Consider the following 20,884-nt stretch of genomic DNA (forward strand, 5'->3'; position numbering starts at 1 on the left):
TGGCCAGAAGCCGGCGGAATGTTTACGGTGCCGAAACACGCGCACCGGCCGCTGTCCGTCGCCCACGGCGCGCACCGGAGTCCGCGCTGACTTGCCGCAAATGCACGCGCCGGCGCCCGTGCGGCGTACATCTGCGCCAAGTCACGGCCCGGCCGGGCCGGACACGGCGCGGGCGGGTGCGCGGGGGAGCTCCCACCAGCGAATGCGCGGGGGAGCTCCCGTCAGCGGGTTGCGCCACGTCACGGCCCAGCGGGCTGCGCGCGTCACGCCCGGCCGCGCCGCCCCGTCAGCGGGTGCGGGGGACGAACCGCGGCACCCACCGGATGAAGCCGGCGGCGCCGAGCACCGCGATCACCCCCATGGCGCCCACGCCGACCGACAGCGAGGCGACGGCGGTGAGGGCGGACACGAGCAGCGGGGCGAGCGCGCCCCCGGCATCCGTCAGGGTCCGCCAGGAGCCGAGGAACGCGGCCGGCTCGGCGGGCGGGGCGATGTCGGCGCCGAGGGTGAGGAGGATGCCGCTGGAGAGGCCGTTGCCGACGCCGAGCACCGCGGCGAAGAGCGAATACCACATGGGCGCGGAGGCGAGCTCGTGCGTGAAGGACAGGGCGAGGAAACCGGCGCCCATGAGGATCATGGCGGGGAGGGCGGCCCAGAGCCGGCCGAACCGGTCCATGACCTGACCGGAGGCGTAGAAGAGGGCGAAGTCGATGGCGCCGGACACGCCGACGACGACCGCGATGGTGGAGGCGTCGAGTCCGAGGGAGACGCCCCACAGCGGAAGGACGACCTGGCGGGCGGAGCGGACCGCCGACAGCGACGCCGCGGCCAGGCCGAGCCGGGCCAGCACGCCGCGGGAGCGCCACATCGTCTGGAAGACGCCGACGCGCTCCACGGCCGGGATGGATCCGGTGACGGGCTCGCCGCTGTCCTCTCCCTCCGCGGGACGGTCGCCGTCGGTCGGGATGCCAGGAGCCCGGGCTCCGCGACCGGCGGGCACGGCCACGGCGCGCTCCGGGTCGGGGCCGAGGAACACCAGCAGGATCATGGCCACCTGGCAGACCGCGAAGAACACGACCGACGCGTTCTCGTCGCCGAAGACGCCCAGCAGTGCGGCCGAGATGAACGGACCGACGAACATGCCGAGCCGGAACGTCCCGCCGAGCAGCGACAGGGCGCGGGCGCGGAAGTGCAGGGGGACGCGCGTCGTCATGAACGAGTGCCGGGCGAGGGCGAAGCACGCGGCGCAGAACCCGATGAGGAACACGGCGGCGGCGAAGAGCGCCAGGGTCGGCGCCGTCACGATCCCGACGAGACCCAGCAGCACGACGATGCCCGCGGTGCCCATCGTGAGGCGTTCGCCGAAGCGCGCCACCGCCCAGCCTGCCGGGATGTTGCCGCACAGCTGCCCGACGACGAGCGCGGCGGCGACGAGGGCCGCGACGGCGACGTCGGCGCCGAGGCGGTCCGCGATCACCGGGATGAGCGGGATCACCGCCCCCTCGCCGACGGCGAAGAGAAGGGTGGGGCCGTAGATCATCGGCGCGAAGCGCACCAGCACGTTCCGGGGAGAGTCGGCTGTCACCGTCTCCACGATAGGCTGAATTCAAATGCTCGAACTCGATCTGACCGCCGACATCCAGGCTCTGCGCTCGACCTTCGCCGATATCCAGGCCGTGGTCGACGTCGATGCACTCACCGCCGACATCGCCCGTCTCAGCGAGGAGGCCGGTGCCCCCGACCTCTGGGACGACGTGGACAACGCCCAGAAGGTGACGAGCCGTCTCAGCCACCGTCAGGCGGAGCTGAAGCGCATCACCGAGATCGGGCAGCGGCTCGACGACCTCGAGGTGCTCGTGGAGCTCGCCAACGAGATGGACGACGAGGACTCCGCCGAGGAGGCCCGCCGCGAGCTCGCCTCGCTGCAGGACGTCATCGGACAGCTCGAGGTGCAGACCCTCCTCGACGGGGAGTACGACGCGCGTTCCGCCGTCGTCACGATCCGCTCCGGCGCCGGCGGCGACGACGCCACCGACTTCGCCGAGATGCTGCTGCGCATGTACCTGCGCTGGGCCGAGCGCCACAAGTACCCCGTGAAGGTCATGGACACGTCGTACGCCGAGGGCGCCGGCATCAAGTCCGCGACGTTCGAGATCGACGTGCCCTACGCCTACGGCACGCTCTCGGTCGAGGCCGGCACCCACCGCCTCGCCCGCATCAGCCCCTTCGGCGGCGCCGACAAGCGGCAGACGAGCTTCGCCGCGGTCGAGGTCATCCCCGTCATGGAGGAGGCCGTCGAGGTCGAGGTCCCCGAGAACGACATCCGCGTCGACGTGTTCCGCTCGTCGGGCCCCGGCGGTCAGTCGGTCAACACGACCGACTCGGCCGTGCGCATCACGCACATCCCGACGGGCCTGGTCGTCTCGATGCAGAACGAGAAGTCCCAGATCCAGAACCGCGCCGCCGCCATGCGCGTGCTGCAGACGCGCCTCCTCCTGCTCAAGCGCGAAGAGGAGGCCGCCAAGAAGAAGGAGCTCGCGGGCACGATCACCGCGAGCTGGGGCGACCAGATGCGCTCCTACTTCCTCTACGGTCAGCAGCTCGTCAAGGACCTCCGCACCGGCTACGAGGTCGGCAACCCCGCGGTCGTCTTCGACGGCGACCTCGACGGCCTGATCGCCGCCGGCATCCGCTGGCGCAAGCGCAAGGACGACGACGACTGATCGACGAATGGATGCCACCGGGTGGCATCCATTCTTCGTCCGGCCCCGGGGACACGGCGCGTCCTGACGGGCGTATCGCGACGCGCGCTTAGGCTCATCGAGCCATGATCCGGTTCGAGAATGTCACCAAGCGGTATCGCGGCACCACGAAGCCCGCGCTGAACGCGGTCGACTTCGAGGTGCAGCGCGGGGAGTTCGTCTTCCTCGTCGGAGCCTCGGGGTCGGGGAAGTCGTCCTGCCTCCAGCTCATCCTGCGGGCCGAGACGCCCAGCGAGGGACGCGTCGTCGTCCTCGGGCGCGACCTGCGCACCCTGTCCAACCGCAAGGTCCCGTACTTCCGGCGCCACATCGGGTCGGTGTTCCAGGACTTCCGCCTCCTGCCGAACAAGACCGTCGCGCAGAACGTCGCGTTCACGCTGCAGGTCACGGGTGCCTCGCGCGGCTTCATCCAGCAGGCCGTCCCCGAGGTGCTCGCGCTCGTCGGTCTCGACGGCAAGCAGAAGCGTCTGCCGCACGAGTTGTCCGGCGGCGAGCAGCAGCGCGTCGCGATCGCCCGCGCGCTGGTCAACCGTCCGCAGGTGCTCCTCGCGGACGAGCCGACCGGAAACCTGGACCCCGGCACGTCGATCGACATCATGCAGCTGCTCGCGCGCATCAACGCCGGCGGCACGACCGTCGTCATGGCCACGCACGAGGCCGGGTTCGTCGACCAGATGCAGCGCCGCGTCATCGAGCTCAAGGGCGGCGAGATCATCCGGGACGAGCGTCGCGGCGGCTACGGCGACACCTCCGGCCTCCCGCGTCTGGGCCCCGAGGTCGAGCGCGGGGCGGCCGCGGTGGCCGCGCTGACCGCCGTCCTCGAGGTGCAGCGCGAGGTCGCCCACGGGGCGACCGGACCCCTGGATGCCGCTGTCGTCCCCGCCCGCGTCGTCCCGGCGCCGACGCCGGCCCCGGCCACCGCGGCGGGCCCCCGGCCGACGTCCGCCGCCGACGCGCGTCCCTCCGCCGAGCCGCGTCCGTCCGCCGAGGACCGTCCGTCGGCGGAGACCGCCGCGCCGCGGACCACGCGACCCGCGCCCGCGTCGGACGCGCAGCGGCCCGAGCCGGCCGCCGAGCCGCGAGAGCCCGGCACGTCCACCCGCTCCATCCCCGTCACCACGCCCGATGTCGACGCGCTCGGGCTCGCCGACCGTCTCGGGCTCGGCGACCGCAAGAACCGCGACGAAGTGGGACCGACCTCATGAGACTCGGACTGATCCTCTCGGAGGCCTTCACGGGCCTCCGGCGCAACGCCTCGATGGTGATCTCGGTCATCCTCGTGACCTTCGTCTCGCTGACCTTCGTCGGTGCCGCGATCCTCATGCAGATGCAGATCGGCAAGATGCAGGACTACTGGAAGGACCGTGCCCAGGTCGGCGTCTTCATGTGCGCGACCGTATCGGACGCGCCCACCTGCGCCGCCGGTCAGGCCGCGACCGAGGACCAGATCCAGGCGGTGCGGGCGACCCTCGAGGGGGAGGCGCTGGCGCCCCTCATCCGCAACTTCACCTACGCGACCAGCGACGAGGTCTACGCGGACGCCCAGGGGCAGCTGCCCGCCGACATCGCCGGGGTCGTCACGCCCGACCAGTTCAACGCCACCTTCAGCATCAACCTCGTCGACCAGAGCCAGTCCGACGTCATCCTGGAGGCCTTCAGCGGCCAGGCCGGCGTCGAGGAGGTCGCGGACCAGATGCAGTACCTGGAGCCGTTGTTCCAGGCCCTGACGGTGGCGACCTACATCGCGATCGGCATCGCCGGACTGATGCTCATCGCCGCCGTGCTGCTCATCGCCACGACCATCCGCCTCTCCGCCTACGCCCGCCGACGAGAGCTCGGCATCATGCGCCTGGTGGGGGCGTCCAACCGGTTCATCCAGACGCCGTTCATCCTCGAGGGTGTGCTGGCGGCGCTCATCGGCTCCGCGCTCGCGAGCGTCGCGGTGTGGGGGATCGTCAACGTCGGCGTCAACGACTATCTGCGCAGCCGCATCACCTTCATCACCTCCTGGGTGAACGGAGGGGACGTGGCCCTCGTGGTCCCCGTGATCGTCGTCATCGGCGTGGTGCTCGCGGCGTTCAGCGCCGGATTCGCGATCCGCCGCTGGCTGCGGACCTGATCGTGCGCGTGCGCGCCGGGACCGGCGGGCATCGGGTAAGCTGAAGGGCTCTGTGTGCCCATGATCATGAGGAGGTGGCACCATGCCTCGTGAGCAGGGTGAGAAGCTCATCGCGTCGAACAAGAAGGCGCGTCACGACTACGCCATCGAGAAGACGTACGAAGCCGGACTGGTGCTCACCGGCACCGAGGTGAAGTCGCTGCGCCAGGGGCGCGCGAATCTCACCGATGGTTACGCCTACATCGACGGCGGTCAGGCGTTCCTCGACGCCGTCCACATCCCGGAGTACTCCCAGGGCCACTGGACCAACCACTCCGCCAAGCGCACCCGCAAGCTGCTCCTCCACAAGGAGGAGATCATCAAGCTCTCCCACGCGGTCGCCGCCGGCGGGTACACGCTGGTGCCGCTGCGGCTCTACTTCCTCGACGGCCGCGCCAAGGTGGAGATCGCCGTCGCGAAGGGCAAACGCGAGTTCGAGAAGCGCCAGACGATCCGTGAGCGCGAGGACAAGCGCGAGGCCGAGCGGGCCATGCGCACCAAGAACCGCCTGGGGGACTGACTCCGGCTCAGCTCGCCCGGAACCGTCCCTCGACTGCGGTCGAGACCACGACGTCGACCGGCTGCAGGCTGAACCCCGGGCCCGCGTCCCCGTGCGCCGCCATCGCCCGCGCAGCGAACGGCGTCGGCTGCTCGGGGCGCCCGCCGAGGAGCCCGACGTCCGCGACCTCGACGGGGACGATGGATGCCGCCCCGAGTGCGTCTGCGTACGCCTGCGCCCGCTCGACCGCTGCTCGCACGGCATCCGCCGCCACCTCGCGCTCGACGCGGGCGCGCAGGTCGGGGGTGAGACCCCACTCGACGGCGACGACCTGCACGTCGTCGGACTCGGCGACGTCCCCCAGCCACCACGACAGGGCCGCCGCGTCGACGAAGGTCGCGCTGACATCGACGCTCGCGTGGTGGACGAGGGGGAGCTGCGCGCCGTCGGAGCTCCACGGGCGCTCGGACCAGACGGTGGCGCGTCCGCTGTTCCACTCGGACACCTCCCCGGACCGCTGATGCGCCACGAGGCCGTCCTGGACGATCTCGGCCTGCCGCTGCACCCGTTCGACCACGGGGCCGCGCTCGGGTCCGTCCGCACGGACGGCGATCCGCACGACGGCCTGTTCGGCGGTGACCCGTCGCTCGCTCTCGCCCCGCACCGTGATCACGACGTCGCTCATGCGGCGAGCCTAGACGACGGGGGTGCGGGGTTCGTGTGCCGGGGTGGCCCCGGGGCGCGCAGGGTGGCCCCGGGGCCACGCGCGAAGAGGGAAACGGGGCGCCGGGTGGGGACCGCTGGAGGTGCGCTGTGCGGGCGTCCTGTGCCGGTGTGGCCCCGGGGTGCGCAGGGTGGCCCCGGGGCCACACGCGGAACAAGAGGACGGTCCACCGAGCCACGGGAATGGTTCCGGGCCCTGATCCGTTGTAGGCTGTGATGCTCGGGTGCCCGGCATCCGATTGGTAACTACACAGAGTGACAGTGGCCGCTCCTGCACGGAGTTCCCGGGGCTGATCGGTTTCGACAGCGCCTGCGAACCCGCGAGAAGCGGGCCGAGGATGTGGGGTTATCTCGTAAACGCTCCCTGCAAACCAATAAGTGCCAATGCTAAGCGCACTGACTTCGCCCTCGCTGCGTAAGCGAGCCCGATAGTCCGTCAGACCGTGTGTGACCCCGCCACGGATCCTGGCGTCATTTAGGGGTCTTGCTGCGTAACGGCGTCTGGACGTCACGCGGGACTTTTCCCAGGCTGGGCCCGTCGACTTAGGTGTCTGTGACAAAGGTCGGGGCCGAGCAGAACGTCTGCACAGACTGCGCCCGGAGAAAACGCGGAGACCCAGCGTTGGACGGGGGTTCGATTCCCCCCAGCTCCACGAGCCACTGTCACGACTCTCTCAAGAGGGTTACCCGCGACGCCCTCGTCCCACTTTGGTGAGACGGGGGCGTCGTCGTGTGTCGGGGTCAGGCGGCGGAGCGGGTGGTGATGTCGCTCTCGCCGGCGGTGCCGTTGAGGTCCACGTAGACCCTGTCCTCGGTGCGGGTGAGGGTCATGGTGCTGCGGCGCTCGACGGCCTCGGCCATGCGCTCGACGAACCCCGGCTCGAAGCTGTGGAGGAGTACGTCCTCGGCCCGGTGGATGCGCTTCCCCGTCCACGCGGCGGCGACCTTGTCCGGGTCGCGGTGCGTGTAGACGACCGCACGCGCGCCGAGCATGCTGCCGGTGTGCAAGCGGGCGGCATCCGGAGCACCCACCTCGATCCAGGCGGTGACCGCACCCGTCAGGTCCCGGACGAGCACCGCCGGCTCGTCAGTGGCGGCCACGCCCTCGCTGAACGCGATGCCCTCCTCGTACTCCAGGCAGTAGGCGAGGATGCGGGTCAGCATGTACGCGGCGGTCTCGGACGGATGCCGTGCGACGCGCAGCGCCAGTTCGTCGTACACGCCCCGATCCACGTCGGAGAGCTGCACGGTGAAGGAATGCATGGTCGCGCCGATAGCCACGAGGGTCGAGCCTACGCGGGCTCGACCTGCACCCCGCATCACGACCCTTGCCGAGGCGACGCCGGCCGTCCTACCTTCGCACTATGGGTGCTGTGATCGTCCTCGTTCTGCTCGCCGCCTCCTGGGCGGTCATCCGTCGGGGGCGCCGCCGCACCTCCCCGGTGCGCGACGACACGCTCCGGGCCGGCGGCTCCGCGGGGCTGACTCCGGCGCAGGCCAGCCGACGGGCTGAGGGCAAGGCCGCCTGGACCCGACTCGGCGGTGGCATGTGAGCCGGACGACGGACCTCGGGGTCGCCCGTGGCTGACCCGCGGTCGCTGCGCATCGACGTCGGGCCGATCGAACTGCAGCCGGACGGCCACGGGCAGTGGACGCTGTCGTCGTCCCGCGGCGGCGCGGAGGCGGCATCCGGGATCTCGTCGGGGTGGTCGGACTGGGTCGCCCTCGCGCACCGCGTCCTGCAGGCGGATGCGATCTGGCGGGACGTCGAGGGTCGCGGCGACGCGTGGGACCAGGGATTCGCGGCCGGACGCGGCGGCGGCGAGGACCCGAACCCCTACCGCGGCTGACGTACGACGCCCCCGGTCGCAGATGCTGCGCCGGGGGCCTCGATCAGGATGCTGCCGGGACGGACCCCTCCGAGTGCAAGGGGCGCGGAACGAAGACGACCGTCCCAACACGGATCACGCTAAGTCGATACGCATGACGACCGCACGGGGTTGACAGTCGATGGGCCCGGGGGGAGGATGCGGCCTTGCGGTCAGGCGACCGGCGGCCACTCGACCAGGACGAGACTCTGCCGGGTGTCGGCGAGCTTCACCCAGCCGTCGCCGAACAGGTACGTGATCCCGTATCCGTCCGCGTCCGTGAAGATGGCCCAGTCGGGGTTCTCGGTGACGTAAATCCCGTTGCTGGTGGTCTCGCTTCGCCATCCGGATGCCACGAGCTCGCGCTGCGCGGAGGCGGAGTCGGTCTCGTCGATGGGTGCCCAGCCGAAGACCTGCACGCGGTCGGTGGCGATGGTCTGGTCGCCCCACTTGCACTGGATGCCGTCGGCGAGCTCGAGCGAGCCGATGCGGAAGGGCTCCATCTGGGCGGACCAGCCGAGGCTCGTGAAGTCCTCCGCGGTCGCCGCGGGGATGATCGTGTCGCACGTGGGATCGCCGACGGGGGCGGACGCGCTCGGTGTGACCTCCGGAGCCGGCGACGACGGGATGTCGCTGGGGGCGATGCTGGGCGCGGTCTCGGGCGCAGCGGACGACGAACATCCCGCGAGCACGGCCGAGGCCACCAGGAGCGCGGCTGCGGGGGCGAGGAGGCGACGGGGGGTCATCAGGATCCGTTCCGCTCGTGGAGGAGGTCCAGGAAGGCCTCGTGCAGCACACCGTTCGTCGCGAGGGAGGACAGGGCATCCAGGCGGTCCGACCCGTCGAAGGCGGTGAACCGTCCGCCCGCCTCCCGGACGATGGGGGCGATCGCGGCGATGTCGTACTCCTTGACGTCGAACTCGGCGACGAGCTCCAGGCGGCCTTCCGCGAGCCACATGTACGGCAGGGCGTCGCCGTAGCCGCGATCCCGCCAGACGGCGCGGGTGAGGCGCGTGAGGGTGGGGAGGAGGTCGACGTCGTCCCACTGCTCGATGCTCTGGAAGCTCACGCTCGCCCGCGCGATGTCGTCGACGTCGGAGACGTGGATGCGGCGCTCCGCGCCGGTCGCCGTCGTGGTCCACGCACCATGCCCGACGGCCGCCCACCAGCGCCGCCCGAGCGCCGGCTGACTGACGACGCCCACCTGCGGGACGCCGTCGACCGTCAGGGCGATCAGGGTCGCCCAGACGGGGATGCCGCGCATGTAGTTGTGCGTACCGTCGATCGGGTCGATCACCCAGCGGCGGGAGGTGTCGCCGGACGTGCCGTACTCCTCGCCGAGGACGGCGTCGTCCTGGCGCTCCGTGTCGAGGATCGCGCGGATGGCCCGTTCCGTCGCGAGGTCGGCCTCCGTGACGTGGGACGCGTCCGCCTTCGTGTCGATGCGGAGGTCGTCGCTGTCGAAGCGGGCCATCGCCACCGCATCGGCGGCGTCGGCCAGGCGCAGGGCGAGGGCGAGGTCGTCGAGAAAGGCGGAGGTGTCGCCGTCGGGGACGTCCGCGTGTCCGGGGGCGTCGGGCGTGCGTCCGGGGGCGGAGGCGTCGGCCGGGGAGGAGGGGTCGGTGCGGGGCACCCTTCGAGGATAACCGCCGCGGATGGGCCGATTTGGCGTGCGCGCATCACGCCTGGTAATGTCATTCCTCGGTTCGCCGCTGAAAAAATGCAGCGAGTCATCTGCACCTCTAGCTCAATCGGCAGAGCAACTGACTCTTAATCAGTGGGTTCTGGGTTCGAGTCCCAGGGGGTGCACAGTTGGGAAAGCCCCCTTCCGCGCGTGTCGCGGGAGGGGGCTTTTCGTCGTCGTCGACAGCATCGGCTCTCCTCGGTGGGAGGTCGTATTCCGGGCTGAACGGGGCTACCGTGACGGGGTGATCGAGTACCGCGTGCAGTTCGCGCATCACTGGTCGGAGAAGAACGGCGACGAGCCGCCCTCTGAGGAAGTGATGACGCTCGAGGATGCGCGGCGATGGATCGCTTCGCACCCCGGCGTCGATTACGTCATCCTGCAGCGAACTCGTACCGTCGGCGCGGAGCCGTCCCTCTGGACGGTCTCCGAATGACCGCGAGAATGGGGACATGAGCATTCTTCGCGGCGTCGACATCGCGGCCGAACTGCAGCAGGTGGAGGCTCACTGGACGCCCCGGGTGATCGGCCGCGTCAACGACCAGTACGTCAAGGTCGCGAAACTGCTCGGAGAGTTCGTCTGGCACGCCCACGACGACGAGGACGAGATGTTCCTGATCGTGTCGGGCACGCTCCGCATCCAGCTCGAGGGCGGTGACGAGGTGGTCCTGAACCCGGGCGAGTTCTTCGTCGTTCCGCGCGGCGTACGCCACAACCCCATCGCCGAGTCCGAGGTCGAGATCGTCCTCATCGAGACGGTGACCACCGCGCACACCGGCGATGTGACGACCGACCGCTCCGTGCCCGTCGAGCGTCAGGTCGGCGACTTCGCGTAGCGAGGTGCCGCAGGTCGGCGACGTCGCCGCGGAGCCGGATCCGGCAGGCCCGCGTCAGGCGAACTCCCGCCCGGAGGAGCTGTAGCGCGGACATCGTCCTCCGCCCCCGGAGGGAGCGGCGCCGGGAGCGACAGCGGGTGTGCGGGAGCAGTGGGGGTGGCATCCATCCCTCCCTCGTCACGCGCCGCCGAACCTCTCGGTGCGCACCCGGTCGGGAGCGTGGCCGGCCGCGAGCAGGAGGTCTGCGGCCGTCTCGACGAACCGGGTGGGACCGCACACGAACACGAGGGGCCGCTCCGCGGCGGGGATCGTGGATGCCGCCACCGTCGCGGCGTCGATCCGACCGACAGGCCGAGATGCTCCCGGCGGGGCGGTTCGGGTGTAGACCCAGTCCGTGCGGAAGGAGGAGGTGCCGGCGGCATCCACCTCGTCCGCGTAGAGCGCGTTCTCGCGGGACCGGACCGAGTACAGCAGGCGCATCGGTGCGGTCGAGTCGGACTGCGCGTGCGCGCGGGCGATCGCGAGGAGCGGCACGATGCCGGAGCCGCCCGCGACGAGCTGGACGGGGTCGGCGACGTCGGGCGTCCAGACGAAGTACCGTCCGATGGGACCGCGGATCTCGAGCTGGTCGCCGGGTCGCGCCTCCTGGACGAGGTAGGGGGAGACCTCGCCGTCCACCACCTCGTCGACCGCGAGCTCTACGCGCGACCCCGGGCCGGAGGACGCGAGGGAGTACGAGCGTGTCGCCTGGTAGCCGTCCTCGGCGGTGAGGCGGACGTCGACGTGCTGCCCGGCCAGGTTGCCGGGCCAGCCGGGGAGGTCGATGCCGAGGACGGACCCGTGCCGGGTGACCCGGCGGGTCTCGGCGATCGTGCCGACCAGCCAGTCCTGCGCGCCGGTCACCAGTACCGCTCCTCCTTCCAGGGGTCGCCGTACATGTTGTAGCCGTTCTGCTCCCAGAAGCCCGGTCGGTCGGCGGGCAGCAGTTCGATGCTCCGCACCCACTTCGCGGACTTCCAGAAGTAGAGGTGCGGGACGATGAGGCGCGCCGGGCCGCCGTGCTCGGGGGCCAGCGGCTCGCCGTCGAACTCGAACGCCACCCACGCCTTGCCCGCCGACAGGTCCGCCCGTGGCACATTCGTCGTGTACCCGCCGTACGAGTGCACCATCGCGTGGGTGCCCTCCGGTCCGGCGTGCTCGAGGAGGTGGTCGAGCGACACGCCACGCCAGCGGGTCCCGAGCTTGGACCAGCGCGTGACGCAGTGGATGTCGGTGGTGATGTCGTCGATGGGGAGGGCCTGCAGCTCGTCCCACGACCAGGACGTCTGAACGCCGTCCATCGCGAGGACGGTGAAGCGCCACTCGTCGGTGGACACCCGGGGCGTCGGTCCGGCCGACAGCACCGGGAAGTCCTCGGTCAGATACTGGCCCGGGGGCAGGCGGTCGTCCGACTCTCGTCGTCGCCCGCCGAAGCCTCGAGTGAACACGGCCATCCGGCCCTCCCGTCGTCGTACGCGTGGCATCCATCCCATCAGGTCGACGGCGGAGCGGGGAAGGGTTGCGGGGGAGCGGGGCGGAACGATGCGCCGGGCCCTCAGAGTGTGCTCGCGTCCTCGACGCGGGCGACGAGGTCGTCCCACAGCTGCTCGAAGCGCGCGTTCCAGGGAGCGGCGAAGAGGTCCGCGTGCCAGCGCCGGTGGACCTCGTCGAGGGTGACCCAGGCGGCATCCTGGACCTCCTCCGGATCCGGCGCCACCTCGGGTTCGCCGTCGACGCGCGCGACCCACAGGTCGAAGAGGGCGCGCTCCTCGATGACGCGTCCGACGAGGACGAGCTCGTCGGGGTGGATCGCGAGGCCGGTCTCCTCCTCGAGCTCGCGCGCGGCGCCCCGGCGGCTGCTCTCGCCGCGGAGGGCGCTGCCGGCGGGGAACTCCCAGGCGTCGGGGTACTCCTTGCCCGGCGCGCGGAGGGTGAGGAGGACGCGCCCGTCGCCGCCCACCACGCAGACGGATGCCACGACGTGGAACGTGCCGGCAGCCACCGGGCCGTCGCCGCGACGATGCAGAACGCCGGTCGGTACACCGTGGATGTCGGTCACGTCCCAGATCTCGTCATCGGCCATGCGCACATCCTGCCGCACCCGCCGCGACGGCGGGCCATGGGCGCGCCCCTGCTGTCGCCGAGATCACGCGATCCCGCCGAGATCACACGCTCCGGCAGGCGAGAGCGTGTGCTCTCGGACCGAACGTGTGCTCTCGGCGGGGCGGGCGGGCGGGCATCAGGCGGCGTCGCCGATCAGGACGGCGGCTCCTTCGTCCGCGGCATCCGCGTGGCCTCGGTCGATGTGGGCGAGACGTCCGCGTCCGACGAGGATCAGGGCGGCCGAGACGACCACCGCGACCGCGGCGACGACGTAGGGGACGCCGGCGCCGGCGGCGTGCCACAGGAACGCCGCGAGCGGGGGAGCGATCGCGCCGCCGAGGAACCGGACGGCGGAGTACGCCGACGAGGCCACGGACCGGGGGAGGTCGGTGGCCTCCATCACGGCCTCGGTGAGGGCGGTGTTGACCACGCCGAGCACGAGCCCGCCGACGATGATGCAGATCACGAGCCCCACGGGGGACTCGACCACGACAGCCGCCGCCAGCAGGTCGAGCGCCAGCAGGGGAAGCGCGATCAGCAGGACGGTGGTCAGGCGCAGACGACGGAGCAGCACGGGCGCGACGACGACGCTCGTGATCGCGAGTCCGACACCCCAGCCGAAGAACGTCAGACCGATGCCCATCGCGCCGAAGCCGAGTGGGAACGGCGAGAAGGCCAGCAGCGTGAAGAAGCCGATGTTGTAGAAGAGCGCGGTCCCCGCGAGGATCGCCAGCGCGGGACGGCGGAGTGCCCGGAACGGTGCGCTGAACGGGATGGGCTGCCGCGCGGGCTGCGGTCCCCGCAGCAGGACGAGCACCGCGACGAACGCGATCGCCATCAGCGCGACGACGCCGAAGAACGGGCCCCGCCAGCTCGCCTCGCCCAGGATGCCGCCGAGGAGCGGTCCGATGGCGATGCCGAGGCCGAGCGCGGCCTCGTACAGGATGATCGCGGCCGAGCTGCCGCCGGAGGCGGCGCCGACGATCGTGGCGAGCGCGGTCGAGATGAACAGCGCGTTGCCCAGGCCCCACCCGGCGCGGAAGCCGATGACCGCGTCGACGCTGCCGCTCACGGCGCAGAGGAACGCGAAGACGACGATGAGGCCGAGACCGACGAGCAGCGTTGCCTTCGCTCCGATGCGGCTCGAGATCCAGCTGGTGACGAGCATCGCGAGGCCGGTCACGACGAGGTAGCTCGTGAACAGCAGCTCCGTCTGCACGGGGCTCGCCTGCAGGGCGTCGGCGATCGCGGGGAGGATCGGGTCCACGAGACCGATGCCCATGAACGCCACGACGCACGCGAACGCGACGGCCCACACCTGCGCCGGCTGGCGCCAGACGCCGGTCTTCTCTGCGGCGGCGCTCACCGGACGACCTCCACATCGACGCGAGCGGCGCCCGAGGCCCCGGCTGCCGCATCGACGCGAGCGGCGCCCGAGGCCCCGGCTGCCCCGCCGACACGAGTGCCGAGGGCCGCGGCGGTGACGGCGACGGCATCCCATTCCGCGTCCGTCAGATCGGCCACGTACGGCGCGAGGGCGTCGCGGAACACGTCGTACCACCGCGCGAGAGCCTCGAGCCCGGCGTCGGTGGCGCCGACCACGCTGACCCGCGAGTCGTCGGGGTGCGCGCTGCGGGTGACGAGGCCCGCGGCATCCATCTGCCCGATCAGGCGGGTCATGCCCGGCTGGCTCACCCGGCTGAGGGTGGCGAGGTCGCCGAGGCGCTGCGGTCCGTGGTCGCGCAGGAGCGTCAGCGTGCGCCACTGCGCGGCGGGGGCGTCGGTGTGGGTGTCGATGGCCGCGATGCGCGTCAAGGCGTGCACCGCGAGGATCAGTCTCTGCAGATCGTCGTCGCGGGTCATACGAAAAGCATACCGCAGGTATATAACGTAGGTATCCAACCGCTCAGCGGGAGCCGATCCTCGTCGACAGCTGGTGCGCGTGCGCGAGGAGGATGCGGCCCAGCTCGGCCTGCCGCTCGCCGGAGAAGCGGAACTCGACGCCGGTGAGACTGAGCGCCCACTGCGGGTCGCCCTGACGCGTGAACACCGCCGCGCCCAGCCCCCAGCTGCCCTCGACGATGAGGCCGGCGTTGACCGCGTAGCCGCGCGCCTGCGTCTCGCGGAGTCGCGTCCGCAGCCGCGCCGGCGCGTGCGCCGCCCCCCAGCGTCCGGCGAGATCGCCCTGCCGCTCGAGATAGGCGTCCACATCCTGGGGCGGCAGGAAGGACAGGATGGCCAGTCCCGCCGAGGCGACCCCGAGCGGGAACCGCACCCCCTCGGACAGCACATGCGACCGGATGGGGAAGCTCCCGTCCTCCCGCAGGAGGCAGACGGTCTCGTCCCCGCGCCGCACCGAGAGGAACGCGCTCTCCTCCGTCCGGACGGCGAGCGAGCGCACGACGTCGCGCGCCACGCTCGTGACGTCGAAGCGCGACGCCGCGACCGACCCCATGAGGTAGAGCTCCGGGCCGGGCAGCCAGCGTCCGGTCGCGTCGTCGCGGTCCACGAGCCCCTCGGCGCGGAGAGCCGACAGCAGGCGGTGCGTCGTCGGGCGGGTGAGGCCGGAGTCGGCGGCGAGATCGCCGACCGGCGCTCCGGAGGTCCCGGCGGCGGTCACGAGGCGCAAAAGGCGGGCGGCCCGGGCGATGGCCTGTGCACCGGGCACCGTCTGTTCCGGGGGAGCGCCGGGCGCCGTCCGCGACGAGGGAGACCTGGATGCCATGTCCACGATGTGGACGCTAGGGGAGGCGGCATCCATATGACAAGCCCCGACGCGACGCGGACCCGGGGGCGCGCACAGGATGAGGGGACGCCGTACAGAGGAGTTCGCGTGATCGACAAGACCTGGGCCTCGGCCGCCGACGCCGTCGCCGACATCCCCGACGGGGCCTCGCTCGCCGTCGGTGGCTTCGGCCTCTCGGGCAACCCCATCGCGCTCATCACGGCGCTGCTCGCGCAGGGGACGCGCGACCTGTCCGTGGTGTCGAACAACTGCGGCGTGGACGACTGGGGCCTGGGCGTCCTGCTCGGCGCGGGCAGGATCCGCAAGATGACGTCGTCGTACGTCGGGGAGAACAAGGAGTTCGAGCGGCAGTTCCTCGCCGGCGAGCTCGAGCTGGAGCTCACGCCGCAGGGCACCCTCGCCGAGAAGCTCCGGGCGGGCGGATCCGGCATCGCCGCGTTCTACACGCAGACCGGCGTCGGCACCCAGGTCGCCGAGGGCGGCCTGCCGCAGCGCTACGACGGCGCCGGGGGAGTGGCCGTCGCCTCTCCGCCGAAGGACGTCCGCGTCTTCGAGGTCGGGGGCGAGCAACGCGAGTTCGTGCTCGAGGAGGCCATCACCACCGACTTCGCGCTCGTGCACGCGTGGAAGGGCGACCGGCACGGCAACCTCGTCTTCCGCAAGGCCGCCCGCAGCTTCAACCCGCTCGCTGCGATGGCCGGGCGCGTCTGCATCGCCCAGGTCGAGGAGCTGGTGGAGCCGGGGGAGATCGACCCCGACGACGTGCACCTGCCCGGCGTCTTCGTCCACCGTGTGGTCGCGGTGGGCGCCCGCATCGAGAAGCGCATCGAGAAGCGCACCGTCCGGACGGAGTCCTGAGCCATGGCCCTCACCCGCATCGAGATGGCCGCCCGCGCGGCCCGCGAGCTGCCCGACGGCGCCTACGTCAACCTCGGCATCGGCCTGCCCACGCTCGTGCCGAACCACATGCCGCCGGGGGTCGGCGTCGTCCTGCAGTCCGAGAACGGCATCCTCGGCGTCGGCCCGTACCCGACCGAGGACGCGGTCGACCCCGACCTCATCAACGCCGGCAAGGAGACCGTGACCACGCTGCCCGGGGCGGCGTTCTTCGACTCGGCGCTGAGCTTCGGGATGATCCGCGGCGGCAAGATCGACGCGGCCGTCCTCGGAGCGATGCAGGTGTCGGCGTCCGGGGACCTCGCGAACTGGATGATCCCCGGGAAGATGGTCAAGGGGCCCGGCGGCGCCATGGACCTCGTCCACGGGGCGGCGCGCGTGATCGTGCTGATGGAGCACGTCGCGCGCGACGGCAGCCCCAAGATCGTCGCCGCCTGCTCGCTACCGCTGACCGGACGCGGGGTCGTGGACCGCATCATCACCGACCTCGCCGTCATCGACGTGACGGAGGATGGACTCGTGCTCGTCGAGGTCGCCCCCGGGGTGACGGTCGACGAGGTGCGGGATGCCACCGAGCCCCCGCTCACCGTGAGACTCACCGAGGAGGTCACCCGATGAACCCGGAAGACGTCGTGATCGTCGCCGCCGCCCGCACCCCGCAGGGTCGTCTGAAGGGGCAGCTCGCCCCGCTGACGGCCGTTCAGCTCGGGGCCGCCGCGATCCGCGGGGCCCTTGAGCGCGGCGGTGTCCCGGCCGAGGTCGTCGACGCCGTGCTCGTCGGTCAGGTCCTGCAGGCCGGCACCGGGCAGAACGCCGCCCGCCAGGCCGCGATCGCGGCGGGAATCGGGTGGGACGTGCACGCGGCGACGGTCAACAAGGTGTGCCTCTCCGGCCTCACCGCGGTCATCGACGCCGCCCGCATGCTGCGCCTCGGCGACGCGACGGTCGTCGTCGCTGCGGGCATGGAGTCGATGACCCGCGCCCCCCACCTCCTGATGAACTCCCGCGAGGGGTACGCCTACGGCTCGGTCGAGGTGCTGGACCACATGGCCTTCGACGGCCTCACCGACGCCTCCGACCGCGAGAGCATGGGCGCCTCGACGGAGCGCGCCAACGGGCGGTACGGGGTCACGCGCGAGGCCCAGGATGCCGTGTCCGCCCGCTCCCACCAGCGTGCGGCGGCCGCGCAGCGAGACGGGGCCTTCGATGCGGAGATCGTCCCGGTCGAGATCCCCCAGCGGAAGGGTGACCCGGTCGTCGTCGCGGCCGACGAGGGCATCCGCGCCGACACCACGGTCGACACGCTCGCCAGGCTGCGGCCGGCCTTTGCAGAGGGCGGTTCGATCACGGCCGGCAACGCGTCCCAGATCTCCGACGGCGCCTCCGCCGTGGTCGTGACGACGCGCGCGGTGGCCGAGCGGCACGGCTGGGACGTCCTCGCCGTCGTCGGCGCGGCCGGGCAGGTCGCCGGTCCGGACAACTCCCTGCACGACCAGCCCGCCCGCGCGATCGCCCGGGCCCTGCAGAAGCAGGGGATCGCGGCATCCGACCTCGATCTCGTCGAGATCAACGAGGCCTTCGGCGCCGTCGTGGCCCGCTCGCAGGCCGAGCTGGGACTGTCCGACGACGTCGTCAACCCGCACGGCGGGGGCATCGCGATCGGCCATCCCATCGGCGCGTCCGGGAACCGCCTGGTCGTCCACGCCGTGCACGAGCTCGTCCGGCGGGGGAGCGGCACCGCGGCGGTCGCCCTGTGCGGGGGCGGCGGTCAGGGCGATGCGCTGATCCTCACGCGCTGAGGCCCGCCTCCCCGCAGACGCAGAAGGGATGCCACCGCCCGAGGCCGTGGCATCCCTTCTGTCCGTCGGGGGCGCTCAGCGCGCCAGACGCTTCTTGAGCAGCTTCTGCTGCTTCTTGGCGACGGGGGAGTCGCCGGAGATGACCTTGCCGCGGCGGGCGCGACGCGTGTCCACGACGGCGCCGACGGCGAGAGCGAGGGTGATGCCCCAGCTCAGCCAGGCCAGGGCGGTGCGCCACGTGAAGGGCTCGTCGTTCCGCAGCGCGCGGAGCAGTGTGATGCCACCGGTGATGGCGCTGAGGAGACCCGTTCCGAAGATGTACTGACGCATGGTCACAACCTATCGAGCGGCGCCGCCGGGTCGCTGCAGCCTTGACAGTGACGGGGCCGTAGCGCATCCCGGCCATCCCCGGGGCCCGCGCGGACCCGCTGTTAGCCTGAGGAGACCGCTACCGAGGAGGACCTGTGACCCGGGCCGAGTTCGTCGTCGTCGCCAACCGTCTGCCCGTCGATCGCACCGACGGCGAGGGGTGGCGGCGGTCCCCCGGAGGGCTCGTGACGGCCCTGGAGCCCGTCATGCGCCGCCTCGACGGGGCGTGGGTGGGATGGGGCGGCAAGCCCGACCTGGAGCTCGAGCCGTTCGACTTCGAGGACACCCACCTCGTGCCGGTGACGCTGTCCGCCGCCGACGTCGAGAACTATTACGAGGGCTTCTCGAACGACACGATCTGGCCGCTGTATCACGACGTCATCGCCGCGCCGACGTATCGCCGGGCCTGGTGGGACGCCTATGTCCGCGTGAACCGCCGCTTCGCCGAGGCGGCCGCCGCCGTCGCATCCGAGAACGCCATCGTCTGGGTGCAGGACTACCAGCTGCAGCTGGTCCCGAAGATGCTGCGCGAGATCCGTCCCGACGTCACCATCGGCTACTTCCACCACATCCCGTTCCCGGCCTACGGCCTCTATGCGCAGCTGCCGTGGCGCAAGCAGGTGCTCGAGGGCCTGCTGGGTGCGGACGTCATCGGGTTCCAGCGCGTCGCCGACGCGGGCAACTTCGCCCGTGCGGTGCGCCGCCAGCTCCGCTACGAGACCAAGGCGAGCGGCATCCTGGTCCCCGAGGAGGGCGGGACGCGGACCGCGCTCGCCCGCGCCTTCCCCATCTCGATCGACGCCGACTCCTACATCGAGCTGGCGCAGCGGCCCGAGATCCAGCAGCGCGCCCGCGAGATCCGCGAGGGCCTCGGAAACCCCCGCAAGATCCTCCTCGGCGTCGACCGGCTCGACTACACCAAGGGCATCGGCCACCGCCTGAAGGCGTGGGGGGAGCTGCTGGAGGACGGCCGCGCCTCGGTCGAGGACGCAACCCTCGTCCAGGTCGCGAGCCCCAGCCGCGAGCGCGTCGACGCGTACATGCAGCTGCGCGACGAGATCGAGATGACGGTCGGCCGCATCAACGGCGACTACGACACCACGACGCACACCGCGATCCGGTACCTGCATCAGTCGTACCCGCGCGAGGAGATGGTGGCGCTGTTCCTCGCCGCCGACGTCATGCTCGTCACCGCCCTCCGCGACGGCATGAACCTCGTCGCCAAGGAGTACGTCGCCAGTCGCGTGGACAACCGAGGCGTGCTGGTGCTCAGCGAGTTCGCCGGCGCCGCGGACGAGATGGGGAGTTCACTGCTCATCAACCCGCACGACATCGACGGGCTGAAGGATGCCATCGTGCGCGCCATCGAGATGCCCTCCGCCGAGCAGGGTCGCCGCATGCGGGCCCTGCGGAAGCGCGTCCGCGAGCACGATGTGGAGGACTGGTCCCAGGAGTTCCTCGACGCGCTGACGGCCTTCCACCAGCGCAGCTCGAGCGCCGACGCGGCGGTCGCGGCGGGGGATGCCGCCGACGAGGCGTCCGCGCGGTCCGCCGCCGCCGCCGAGGCCGACCGTGCCGCGGAGGCCGATCGTGCCTCCGAGGACGGCGCGGAGGACGACCGGTGACGGCCGCCGACGCCGCCGTCGAGGCCGTCTCGACCACGGCGGAGCTGCTGGTCGCGCTCGACTTCGACGGCACGCTGTCGCCGCTGGTCGACGACCCCATGACCGCGCGCATGACCCCCGGCGCCCGCGAGGTCGTCGATGGCCTCGCGGCCCTCCCGCAGACGGTGGTCGCGCTCGTCTCGGGACGCTCCCTCGGGCATCTCCGCGAGATCGCCGAGCACGATGACGCCTCCCCGCTGTGGCTGGCGGCGTCGCACGGCGTGCAGTTCTGGGTCCCGGGGCGCGGACCGGAGGAGACCGCGGACGACGCCGCCGACCTCGCGCTGCGCGACCGCCTCCGGGCCGAGCTCGAGACCGGCACGGAGGGCCTCACGGGGGTCTGGGTCGAGCCGAAGGAGTTCGGGTTCGGCATCCATACCCGGACCGCGGATGCCGCCGACGAACGCGCCGCCCGGGAGCTGGCCGACCGCCTGGTCGCGGAGCACGCGCCTCGCTGGCGCCGTCGTACGGGGCACAGCATCCTGGAGTTCTCGTTCCGTCACGAGGGCAAGGACAGCGCGATCCGTACGTTGCGCGAGCGCACCGGCGCCACGGCCGTGCTGTTCGCGGGCGACGACGTCACCGACGAGGACGCGCTGCGGAGCCTCGAGCCGGGCGACCTCGGCGTCCGGGTCGGCGGGGGAGAGACGGCGGCCTCGCTGAGCGTGCCCGACATCGACGCCTTCGTCGACCTGCTGGGCGCCGTCGCGCGTCAGCGCGCCGCTCACGCGCAATAG

At 71.7% G+C, this 20,884-nt stretch carries 25 protein-coding genes, 1 tRNA gene and 1 other RNA gene; 15 read left to right on the forward strand and 12 right to left on the reverse strand.

Annotated features, from left to right (window positions below; genetic code table 11):
- Window positions 1-286: 286 nt before the first annotated feature.
- Entirely contained in the window at window positions 287-1,540 is a 1,254-nt protein-coding gene (locus MRBLMI1_RS02335) for an MFS transporter (protein ID WP_367727546.1), read from the reverse strand.
- A gap of 70 nt (window positions 1,541-1,610) precedes the next feature.
- On the opposite strand from MRBLMI1_RS02335, the gene prfB reads away from it, so the two are divergent.
- The 4 genes from prfB to smpB all read left to right on the forward strand — a co-directional run bounded on the left by prfB (window position 1,611) and on the right by smpB (window position 5,440).
- Window positions 1,611-2,723, forward strand: coding sequence for a peptide chain release factor 2 (gene prfB / locus MRBLMI1_RS02340; RefSeq protein ID WP_367726530.1), 1,113 nt, complete (start codon window positions 1,611-1,613; stop codon window positions 2,721-2,723).
- Between the two features lie 104 nt (window positions 2,724-2,827).
- Window positions 2,828-3,967 (forward strand): cell division ATP-binding protein FtsE, encoded by a 1,140-nt coding sequence (ftsE, locus tag MRBLMI1_RS02345; protein ID WP_367726531.1) that lies wholly within the window; start codon window positions 2,828-2,830, stop codon window positions 3,965-3,967.
- Window positions 3,964-4,881, forward strand: coding sequence for a permease-like cell division protein FtsX (gene ftsX, locus MRBLMI1_RS02350; protein WP_367726532.1), 918 nt, complete (start codon window positions 3,964-3,966; stop codon window positions 4,879-4,881). The genes ftsE and ftsX overlap by 4 nt, the downstream gene beginning before the upstream one ends.
- 82 nt (window positions 4,882-4,963) lie before the next feature.
- A complete protein-coding gene (gene smpB, locus MRBLMI1_RS02355) occupies window positions 4,964-5,440 on the forward strand; it encodes an SsrA-binding protein SmpB (RefSeq protein WP_367726533.1) in 477 nt (158 codons plus the stop codon).
- Window positions 5,441-5,447: 7 nt separating this feature from the next.
- On the opposite strand, the gene MRBLMI1_RS02360 is transcribed toward smpB, so the two are convergent.
- Entirely contained in the window at window positions 5,448-6,104 is a 657-nt protein-coding gene (locus MRBLMI1_RS02360) for an SIMPL domain-containing protein (RefSeq protein WP_367726534.1), read from the reverse strand.
- A 324-nt stretch (window positions 6,105-6,428) separates the two neighbouring features.
- Here MRBLMI1_RS02360 and ssrA point away from each other — a divergent pair.
- Window positions 6,429-6,798: a transfer-messenger RNA gene (gene ssrA, locus MRBLMI1_RS02365) on the forward strand.
- Between the two features lie 85 nt (window positions 6,799-6,883).
- Here the strand turns inward: ssrA and MRBLMI1_RS02370 are convergent.
- Window positions 6,884-7,423: a YaeQ family protein gene (locus MRBLMI1_RS02370; protein WP_367726535.1), complete on the reverse strand. Its 540-nt coding sequence runs from the start codon at window positions 7,421-7,423 to the stop codon at window positions 6,884-6,886.
- 83 nt (window positions 7,424-7,506) lie between these two features.
- Between MRBLMI1_RS02370 and MRBLMI1_RS02375 the strand changes: the two genes are divergently transcribed.
- On the forward strand, window positions 7,507-7,695 hold the full coding sequence (locus tag MRBLMI1_RS02375) for a hypothetical protein (protein WP_367726536.1): 189 nt from the start codon (window positions 7,507-7,509) through the stop codon (window positions 7,693-7,695).
- A gap of 27 nt (window positions 7,696-7,722) precedes the next feature.
- Window positions 7,723-7,992: a hypothetical protein gene (locus MRBLMI1_RS02380; RefSeq protein WP_367726537.1), complete on the forward strand. Its 270-nt coding sequence runs from the start codon at window positions 7,723-7,725 to the stop codon at window positions 7,990-7,992.
- A gap of 191 nt (window positions 7,993-8,183) precedes the next feature.
- Here MRBLMI1_RS02380 and MRBLMI1_RS02385 read toward each other — a convergent pair whose 3' ends face one another.
- Complete coding sequence (locus MRBLMI1_RS02385) at window positions 8,184-8,756, reverse strand: hypothetical protein (RefSeq protein ID WP_367726538.1); 573 nt, start codon at window positions 8,754-8,756, stop codon at window positions 8,184-8,186.
- Window positions 8,756-9,517, reverse strand: coding sequence for an inositol monophosphatase family protein (locus tag MRBLMI1_RS02390; protein WP_367727549.1), 762 nt, complete (start codon window positions 9,515-9,517; stop codon window positions 8,756-8,758). Before MRBLMI1_RS02390 ends, MRBLMI1_RS02385 begins: the two co-directional genes overlap by 1 nt.
- 229 nt (window positions 9,518-9,746) lie before the next feature.
- Here MRBLMI1_RS02390 and MRBLMI1_RS02395 point away from each other — a divergent pair.
- From MRBLMI1_RS02395 to MRBLMI1_RS02405, 3 genes are all read left to right on the forward strand, one after another.
- Window positions 9,747-9,819 (forward strand) — tRNA-Lys (locus MRBLMI1_RS02395).
- Window positions 9,820-9,938: 119 nt separating this feature from the next.
- On the forward strand, window positions 9,939-10,130 hold the full coding sequence (locus MRBLMI1_RS02400) for a hypothetical protein (RefSeq protein ID WP_367726539.1): 192 nt from the start codon (window positions 9,939-9,941) through the stop codon (window positions 10,128-10,130).
- Window positions 10,131-10,146: 16 nt separating this feature from the next.
- Complete coding sequence (locus MRBLMI1_RS02405) at window positions 10,147-10,530, forward strand: cupin domain-containing protein (RefSeq protein ID WP_367726540.1); 384 nt, start codon at window positions 10,147-10,149, stop codon at window positions 10,528-10,530.
- Between the two features lie 177 nt (window positions 10,531-10,707).
- Here MRBLMI1_RS02405 and MRBLMI1_RS02410 read toward each other — a convergent pair whose 3' ends face one another.
- The 6 genes from MRBLMI1_RS02410 to MRBLMI1_RS02435 all read right to left on the reverse strand — a co-directional run bounded on the left by MRBLMI1_RS02410 (window position 10,708) and on the right by MRBLMI1_RS02435 (window position 15,397).
- Entirely contained in the window at window positions 10,708-11,433 is a 726-nt protein-coding gene (locus MRBLMI1_RS02410) for an FAD-binding oxidoreductase (protein WP_367726541.1), read from the reverse strand.
- Window positions 11,430-12,023, reverse strand: a complete 594-nt coding sequence (locus MRBLMI1_RS02415) for a sulfite oxidase-like oxidoreductase (protein WP_367726542.1) — start codon at window positions 12,021-12,023, stop codon at window positions 11,430-11,432. Before MRBLMI1_RS02415 ends, MRBLMI1_RS02410 begins: the two co-directional genes overlap by 4 nt.
- Before the next feature lie 101 nt (window positions 12,024-12,124).
- Window positions 12,125-12,652 (reverse strand): NUDIX hydrolase, encoded by a 528-nt coding sequence (locus MRBLMI1_RS02420; protein ID WP_367726543.1) that lies wholly within the window; start codon window positions 12,650-12,652, stop codon window positions 12,125-12,127.
- A 156-nt stretch (window positions 12,653-12,808) separates the two neighbouring features.
- A complete protein-coding gene (locus MRBLMI1_RS02425; protein ID WP_367726544.1) occupies window positions 12,809-14,038 on the reverse strand; it encodes an MFS transporter in 1,230 nt (409 codons plus the stop codon).
- Window positions 14,035-14,535, reverse strand: coding sequence for a MarR family winged helix-turn-helix transcriptional regulator (locus MRBLMI1_RS02430; protein ID WP_367726545.1), 501 nt, complete (start codon window positions 14,533-14,535; stop codon window positions 14,035-14,037). Before MRBLMI1_RS02430 ends, MRBLMI1_RS02425 begins: the two co-directional genes overlap by 4 nt.
- Window positions 14,536-14,578: 43 nt before the next feature.
- Window positions 14,579-15,397 (reverse strand): IclR family transcriptional regulator, encoded by an 819-nt coding sequence (locus MRBLMI1_RS02435; RefSeq protein ID WP_367726546.1) that lies wholly within the window; start codon window positions 15,395-15,397, stop codon window positions 14,579-14,581.
- Window positions 15,398-15,505: 108 nt separating this feature from the next.
- Here MRBLMI1_RS02435 and MRBLMI1_RS02440 point away from each other — a divergent pair, with 108 nt between their 5' ends.
- The 3 genes from MRBLMI1_RS02440 to MRBLMI1_RS02450 are packed head-to-tail and all read left to right on the forward strand — an operon-like array spanning window position 15,506 to window position 18,114.
- Window positions 15,506-16,276, forward strand: coding sequence for a CoA transferase subunit A (locus MRBLMI1_RS02440; protein WP_367726547.1), 771 nt, complete (start codon window positions 15,506-15,508; stop codon window positions 16,274-16,276).
- Window positions 16,277-16,279: 3 nt separating this feature from the next.
- Window positions 16,280-16,933 (forward strand): CoA transferase subunit B, encoded by a 654-nt coding sequence (locus tag MRBLMI1_RS02445; protein ID WP_367726548.1) that lies wholly within the window; start codon window positions 16,280-16,282, stop codon window positions 16,931-16,933.
- Window positions 16,930-18,114 (forward strand): acetyl-CoA C-acetyltransferase, encoded by a 1,185-nt coding sequence (locus MRBLMI1_RS02450; RefSeq protein WP_367726549.1) that lies wholly within the window; start codon window positions 16,930-16,932, stop codon window positions 18,112-18,114. Before MRBLMI1_RS02445 ends, MRBLMI1_RS02450 begins: the two co-directional genes overlap by 4 nt.
- A gap of 75 nt (window positions 18,115-18,189) precedes the next feature.
- Here MRBLMI1_RS02450 and MRBLMI1_RS02455 read toward each other — a convergent pair whose 3' ends face one another.
- Entirely contained in the window at window positions 18,190-18,444 is a 255-nt protein-coding gene (locus MRBLMI1_RS02455) for a hypothetical protein (RefSeq protein ID WP_367726550.1), read from the reverse strand.
- Window positions 18,445-18,578: 134 nt separating this feature from the next.
- Here MRBLMI1_RS02455 and otsA point away from each other — a divergent pair, with 134 nt between their 5' ends.
- Complete coding sequence (otsA, locus tag MRBLMI1_RS02460) at window positions 18,579-20,108, forward strand: alpha,alpha-trehalose-phosphate synthase (UDP-forming) (RefSeq protein ID WP_367726551.1); 1,530 nt, start codon at window positions 18,579-18,581, stop codon at window positions 20,106-20,108.
- The gene (gene otsB, locus MRBLMI1_RS02465) at window positions 20,105-20,884 is read left to right on the forward strand and encodes a trehalose-phosphatase (RefSeq protein WP_367726552.1); all 780 of its coding nucleotides are present in this window, start codon (window positions 20,105-20,107) and stop codon (window positions 20,882-20,884) included. Before otsA ends, otsB begins: the two co-directional genes overlap by 4 nt.

This window comes from Microbacterium sp. LMI1-1-1.1 (assembly GCF_040815675.1).
Lineage (GTDB): Bacteria > Actinomycetota > Actinomycetes > Actinomycetales > Microbacteriaceae > Microbacterium.

Bases quoted from the DNA above. Each gene is read 5' to 3' on its own strand.
- MRBLMI1_RS02335 (WP_367727546.1), bottom strand. From the start codon at position 1,540: ATGATCTACGGCCCCACCCTTCTCTTCGCCGTCGGCGAGGGGGCGGTG.
- prfB (WP_367726530.1), top strand. From the start codon at position 1,611: ATGCTCGAACTCGATCTGACCGCCGACATCCAGGCTCTGCGCTCGACC.
- ftsE (WP_367726531.1), top strand. From the start codon at position 2,828: ATGATCCGGTTCGAGAATGTCACCAAGCGGTATCGCGGCACCACGAAG.
- ftsX (WP_367726532.1), top strand. From the start codon at position 3,964: ATGAGACTCGGACTGATCCTCTCGGAGGCCTTCACGGGCCTCCGGCGC.
- smpB (WP_367726533.1), top strand. From the start codon at position 4,964: ATGCCTCGTGAGCAGGGTGAGAAGCTCATCGCGTCGAACAAGAAGGCG.
- MRBLMI1_RS02360 (WP_367726534.1), bottom strand. From the start codon at position 6,104: ATGAGCGACGTCGTGATCACGGTGCGGGGCGAGAGCGAGCGACGGGTC.
- MRBLMI1_RS02375 (WP_367726536.1), top strand. From the start codon at position 7,507: ATGGGTGCTGTGATCGTCCTCGTTCTGCTCGCCGCCTCCTGGGCGGTC.
- MRBLMI1_RS02385 (WP_367726538.1), bottom strand. From the start codon at position 8,756: ATGACCCCCCGTCGCCTCCTCGCCCCCGCAGCCGCGCTCCTGGTGGCC.
- MRBLMI1_RS02405 (WP_367726540.1), top strand. From the start codon at position 10,147: ATGAGCATTCTTCGCGGCGTCGACATCGCGGCCGAACTGCAGCAGGTG.
- MRBLMI1_RS02415 (WP_367726542.1), bottom strand. From the start codon at position 12,023: ATGGCCGTGTTCACTCGAGGCTTCGGCGGGCGACGACGAGAGTCGGAC.
- MRBLMI1_RS02420 (WP_367726543.1), bottom strand. From the start codon at position 12,652: ATGGCCGATGACGAGATCTGGGACGTGACCGACATCCACGGTGTACCG.
- MRBLMI1_RS02430 (WP_367726545.1), bottom strand. From the start codon at position 14,535: ATGACCCGCGACGACGATCTGCAGAGACTGATCCTCGCGGTGCACGCC.
- MRBLMI1_RS02435 (WP_367726546.1), bottom strand. From the start codon at position 15,397: ATGGCATCCAGGTCTCCCTCGTCGCGGACGGCGCCCGGCGCTCCCCCG.
- MRBLMI1_RS02445 (WP_367726548.1), top strand. From the start codon at position 16,280: ATGGCCCTCACCCGCATCGAGATGGCCGCCCGCGCGGCCCGCGAGCTG.
- MRBLMI1_RS02450 (WP_367726549.1), top strand. From the start codon at position 16,930: ATGAACCCGGAAGACGTCGTGATCGTCGCCGCCGCCCGCACCCCGCAG.
- MRBLMI1_RS02455 (WP_367726550.1), bottom strand. From the start codon at position 18,444: ATGCGTCAGTACATCTTCGGAACGGGTCTCCTCAGCGCCATCACCGGT.